We start from the raw sequence: 391 nt of genomic DNA on the forward strand, positions 1-391 counted from the left end.
CGGCGACGGACCGCGCCGACCTGTCGGCGCGGCTCACCACCACCGCGGCCGAAGAACAGGAACCCCCTGTCGGAATTCTGTCCCTCCTGGGGTGGTCCGGGGGTGTACAGGCCGACTGCCCGACCGTGCCGATCGCCATCGCGACCTCACTGGCACTGGTGCAGGCCGTCGGCGACGCCGGGTTCGGTGTTCCGGTGTGGGCGGTGACGTGGGGTGCGGTGTCCGTGGTGCCTGGTGAGGTGCCGGAGACGGCGGGCGCGCAGCTGTGGGCGCTCGGACAGGTTGCCGCTCTTGAAATCCCCGATCGCTGGGGTGGTCTGATCGATCTCCCGGCGGACGCCGACGCGCGGTCGGTGGGTCTGGCGGTGCGGGCACTGGCCGCCGGGATCGC

General features: G+C 72.4%; 1 protein-coding gene. It reads left to right on the forward strand.

Annotation, left to right across the window (positions count from 1 at the left end; genetic code table 11):
• Positions 1–391: SpnB-like Rossmann fold domain-containing protein (locus GTY56_RS33965; protein ID WP_202511102.1), on the forward strand; the 391-nt coding region annotated here is incomplete at both ends.

It is taken from the genome of Streptomyces sp. SID5643 (genome assembly GCF_009872555.1).
In the GTDB taxonomy this organism is placed as follows: Bacteria; Actinomycetota; Actinomycetes; order Streptomycetales; family Streptomycetaceae; genus Streptomyces; species Streptomyces iakyrus.